Raw genomic sequence first — 4,395 nt, 5'->3', positions numbered from 1 at the left:
TTCGCTCCCCCTCGAGCAGCGCGGCCCGCTCGTCGCCCTCGTCCGCCGGGCGCGAGCCCTGGGCGGCGACGTGCACGTCGTCCTGCTCGGCGGGGGCGCGGTCGTGACCGTGCGCGGCGCCGCCGCGCTCGCCCAGGACCGCCTCGCCGCCGACCTGCTCGCGGGTCTCGGAGGCCCGCAGGGGAGCGCCGAGTGGATCGCGGAACCGGCCCCGTCCGCGGGGCGGCCGGGCGAGGAGGAGGCCCTCCTCGTGCTCGAGGTCGGCGGCGACGGGGAGGAGCGGCCGTGAGCCCGGGGCAGGACGACGCGGAGCGCGGGCACGACGGCGGGCGCACGGGGCGGGTGCGGGTGGCCGTCGTCGACGACCACCCCGTCATCCTCGACGGCATCGCCGCCTGGGTGGGCGCCGCCCCGGACGAGGTCGAGCTCGTCGGCACCCACCCCGGGCTCGCGTCGCTGCGGGCGTCCCCGGCGCACCCCGCCGACGTCGTCGTCCTCGACCTCGTGCTCGACGACGGCTCGTCGCCCGCGGCGTCCGTCGCCGGCCTCGTCGAGGAGGGCTGCGCCGTCGTCGTCATCAGCGCCGACGCCGAGCCGGCGTCGGTGCAGCGCGCGGTGGAGGCGGGCGCCCTCGCCTACGTCCCCAAGGTCAGCGGGCGCGACGAGCTGCTCGCCGCGGTGCGCGCCGCCGCGGCCGGCGAGTCCTACGTCACGCCCGCCCTCGCCGAGGTGCTGGCGGCGGGCCAGGACTGGCGGCCGGCCCTCAGCCCCCAGGAGAGCCGCGCGCTCGTGCTCTTCGGGTCGGGGCTGCTGCTGCGGACGGTGGCGCGCCAGATGGGCGTCGGGGAGGCCACCGTGCGCACCTACCTGCAGCGCGCGCGGCGCAAGTACGCCGAGCGCGGCGAGCGCATCGAGGGCCGCATCGACTGGTACGAGGTGGGCCAGCGCGACGGGTGGGCCGTGGACCTCGACGCCGACCGTCCCGAGCCGCCTCGCGCCGGGCGGGGCTGACCGGCGTCCGGGGAACACGCGGGCGCGCCCGGGCGCTGGGCCGGGCATGACGGCGAGCACCTCCACGACCGGGACCACGGCGCCGGCGGGCGCCCCGTCCGCCGCGAAGGCCGAGCCCGCCGCTGCGCCCGAGGAGGGCGTCGCCGTCGGCGCTCCGGCGTCGCCCCTGCTCGACCTGCCCGGCGCCGTGCCCGCGGAGGGACAGGACGCCGGCACGGCCTGGCACTACGGGGACCCCGTGCGCGAGCAGCGGCTGCTGCAGCAGGGGCTCGCCCTGGTGGACCTCTCGACGCGGGGGGTCGTCCGCGTCTCCGGTCCGGACCGCCTCACGTGGCTGCACTCGCTGACGACGCAGGCCCTCGCCGACCTCCCGCCGCGCACGAGCACCGAGGCGCTCCTGCTCAGCCCCAAGGGGCACGTCGAGCAGGACCTGCACGTCGTCGACGACGGCGAGGCCACGTGGATCACCGTCGAGCCGGGCCGCCAGGCGGAGCTGGTGGCCTTCCTCGACCGCATGCGCTTCCTGCTGCGCGTCGAGGTGGAGGACGTGACCGACCGCGTCGCCGTCGTCGGCGAGCCGGTCGGGCGCGAGGGCGCCCCGGGCGAGCCCGTCGCCTGGGTCGACCCGTGGCCCACCACGGCCCCGGGCGGGACCTCCTACGCGGCCGTCCCCGACGACCAGCACCCGGCGGCGGGCCGCGCCTGGCGCGAGGTGCTCGTGCCCCGCGGGGAGCTGGAGGCCTTCACGGCCGACCGCGACCTCGCCGGGAGCTGGGCGGCGGAGGCCCTGCGCGTCGAGGCCTGGCGCCCCCGCGCGGGCGCCGAGACCGACCACCGCACCATCCCGCACGAGCTGGACTGGCTGCGGACGGCGGTGCACCTGCGCAAGGGCTGCTACCGCGGCCAGGAGACGGTCGCCCGCGTCCACAACCTCGGGCGGCCCCCGCGGCGCCTCGTGGCGCTGCACCTCGACGGCTCCGGGCACGACCTGCCGCCCGCGGGCAGCGCTCTCTCCCTGCCTTCGGAGGACGGGGCCCCCGGCCGCGCCGTCGGTGCCGTGACGACGTCGGCGCGGCACCACGAGCTCGGCCCCGTGGCGCTCGCCGTCGTCAAGCGCTCGACACCGCCCGACGCCGTCCTCCACGTCGCCCTGCCCTCCGGCGGGGTGGTGACGGCGGCCCAGGAGGTCGTCGTCGCCCCCTGAGGCCCCGGAGCCGCGCCCCTGCCGGGCCGGGCGGTCGTAAGGTCGGCCGGTGGTCGTCGGTGCCGTGCTCGTGTCGCTCCTCGCGGCGACCGTCCTCGCCGTCGTGCGGCCCTCGGTGGCGGCCCTCGGGCTCGTCGCGGCCGCCGGCCTGGCCTGGTGGCTCGTCAACGGCCCCGTCGAGGGGGCGGTGCTCGTCGAGGTGGCACCGCGCCACGGCCTCACGGTCGCCGACCTGCTCGTCCCGCCCCTGGTCGCCGCCGCGGCGCTGGCCCTCGTGCTCGCGCGGCGGCGCCCGCGGGGGAGGGCGCGCCCGCCCCGGGCTACCCTCCGCCCATGGACCTGACCGAGTCCGACCTCCACGCGCTGGAGGTCTTCTACACGTCCCTGCTGGTGCTGTCCGCCGTCGTGATCGGCTGGTTCGCCGTCTACGTCGTCTACAAGCTCTTCACCGGCCAGCGCTGACCCGACCCGTCCCCCGCCGCGCGCGGGGTCCGACCGAGGAGCCGCATGCCGTTCGAGATCCGCGCCGACCTGCCCGCCTCGCTCGTCCCGCTCGCCTGGATGGAGGGCCGCTGGGAGGGCGCCGGCGTCGTCGGCTACGACGACGTCCCCGAGCGCCGGTTCGGGCAGGAGGTCCTCATGGCGCACGACGGGCTCGGGGGCCTCGCCTACCGCGCCCAGAGCTGGTACCTCGACGACGAGGGCCAGCCGGTCGGGCCGATGTCCTCGGAGTCCGGGGTGTGGCGGACGGGTGACGACGGCAGCGGCGGCGTGCAGGTCGAGCTGCTCCTGGCCCAGCCGGAGGGTGCCGTCGAGATCTACCTCGGCCGCGCCACGGGCACGAAGGTCGAGCTGAGCACCGACCTCGTGGCGCGCACCTCGACCTCCACGGGCACCTACACGGCCGCCCAGCGCCTCTACGGCGCCGTCGAGGGCGACCTGCTGTGGGCGCTGGACGTCGCCACCCCCACCACCGCGATGCGGTCGTACGCCTCCGCGAGGCTGAAGAAGGTCTGATGCGCCGCGTCGTCGGCTGGGTGCTCCTCGTCGGCCTCGTGCTGGTGCTCGGGGCGGCCGCCTGGACGGCCTCGCGCGGCTGGGTCGCCTGGTCGGCGCTGCAGCGGGTGCGGGACGAGGTGCCCGCCATCACCGCGGCGGTCGTGCGGGCGGACCCGGAGGCCCTGGCCGCGTCGACCCGGCGGGTGCAGGCCGACGCCGACCGCGCCGTCGAGGCCACGGACGACCCCCTCTGGCGCCTCGCCAGCCGTCTGCCGCTGGGGGAGAACCTCGCGGCGCTGACGACGGCGTCCGGGGCCGTCGACCGGCTCGCCGACGACGGGCTGCCGGGGCTGCAGCGGGTCGTCGGCGGCGTCGACGAGGCCCGCTCCTCCCTCACGAGCGGCGAGGGCCTCGACCTGCCCGCCCTGCGCGGGGCCCTCGACGGCCTGGGCGACGTCACCGCCGCGTCGGACGCGGCGCGCGAGCGCCTGGGGGAGATCCAGGGCGACCACCTGCTCCCGGAGGTGCGGGCCGCCCGGGACGACCTGCAGGCGCAGCTGGACCTCGGGGCCCGCGCCCAGGAGCTGGTCGGCGACCTGGACGTGCCCGGTGCCGGGCTGCTGGCCGGCCTCGCGGGGGACGACGGCGCGGCCTCCTGGCTCGACCGGCTCTCCGGCGCCGACGAGCTCCCGGGCACGGACGACCTGCCCGGGACCGACGACCTGCCGGGGCTGGACGACCTGCCGGGGCTGGACGACCTGCCGAGCCGGGAGGACCTGCCCGACGTGGGCGGTCTGCTGGACCGGGCCGTCGAGGGGGTCACCGGCCGCTGAGCCCGCCGTCCCACGGTCCGCCGCGACCCCGCCTCGCGAGGGCGATGGCCGGACCGGGTGGTCAGGTGGGCGTCACGGCTCGCGCCGGTCGGCTCCGGGGTCGGACCGAGCGGCGGGGCCGGTCAGGCTCCGTCCCGCGGACCTCCGGCGTCGCCCGTCGTGGCCCCGTCCGAGGACGACGCCGATGGCGAGGACGACGCCGATGTCGAGGACGACGCCGACGACGAGGACGTCGTCGTGCGCGGCCTCTACGACGTCAGCGGCCTGCGGGCCGACTCCGACCTCATGGTCTGGTGGCACGCGCCGACGGTCGAGGCGCTGCAGGGGACCTACCACCGGCTGCGCCGC

7 protein-coding genes and 1 pseudogene are annotated in these 4,395 nt (G+C 78.2%); all 8 read left to right on the top strand.

The genetic code is table 11. The features are described from left to right. Window positions 1-289 (top strand): annotated as a pseudogene (locus HLB09_RS18755) (hypothetical protein); the annotation flags it as partial. Beyond that, the gene (locus tag HLB09_RS20090; protein ID WP_171203897.1) at window positions 286-1,011 is read left to right on the top strand and encodes a response regulator; all 726 of its coding nucleotides are present in this window, start codon (window positions 286-288) and stop codon (window positions 1,009-1,011) included. The pseudogene HLB09_RS18755 and the gene HLB09_RS20090, both read left to right, overlap by 4 nt. A 46-nt stretch (window positions 1,012-1,057) precedes the next feature. Continuing rightward, a complete protein-coding gene (ygfZ, locus tag HLB09_RS13655) occupies window positions 1,058-2,215 on the top strand; it encodes a CAF17-like 4Fe-4S cluster assembly/insertion protein YgfZ (protein ID WP_171203896.1) in 1,158 nt (385 codons plus the stop codon). Window positions 2,216-2,264: 49 nt separating this feature from the next. Next, window positions 2,265-2,558 carry a hypothetical protein gene (locus HLB09_RS13650; RefSeq protein ID WP_171203895.1) on the top strand — a complete coding sequence of 98 codons (294 nt, stop codon included), beginning with the start codon at window positions 2,265-2,267 and terminating at the stop codon, window positions 2,556-2,558. Beyond that, complete coding sequence (locus HLB09_RS19465; protein WP_281359443.1) at window positions 2,549-2,677, top strand: hypothetical protein; 129 nt, start codon at window positions 2,549-2,551, stop codon at window positions 2,675-2,677. The genes HLB09_RS13650 and HLB09_RS19465 overlap by 10 nt, the downstream gene beginning before the upstream one ends. A gap of 45 nt (window positions 2,678-2,722) precedes the next feature. Then, the gene (locus tag HLB09_RS13645) at window positions 2,723-3,232 is read left to right on the top strand and encodes a heme-binding beta-barrel domain-containing protein (protein ID WP_171203894.1); all 510 of its coding nucleotides are present in this window, start codon (window positions 2,723-2,725) and stop codon (window positions 3,230-3,232) included. Continuing rightward, the gene (locus tag HLB09_RS13640) at window positions 3,232-4,047 is read left to right on the top strand and encodes a hypothetical protein (protein WP_171203892.1); all 816 of its coding nucleotides are present in this window, start codon (window positions 3,232-3,234) and stop codon (window positions 4,045-4,047) included. Before HLB09_RS13645 ends, HLB09_RS13640 begins: the two co-directional genes overlap by 1 nt. Before the next feature lie 159 nt (window positions 4,048-4,206). Next, window positions 4,207-4,395: chlorite dismutase family protein (locus HLB09_RS17890; protein ID WP_171203893.1), on the top strand; the 189-nt coding region annotated here is incomplete at its 3' end.

The organism is Pseudokineococcus marinus (assembly GCF_013004605.1).
In the GTDB taxonomy this organism is placed as follows: domain Bacteria; phylum Actinomycetota; class Actinomycetes; order Actinomycetales; family Quadrisphaeraceae; genus Pseudokineococcus; species Pseudokineococcus marinus.
This window is presented reverse-complemented; position numbering and strand designations above follow the sequence as displayed.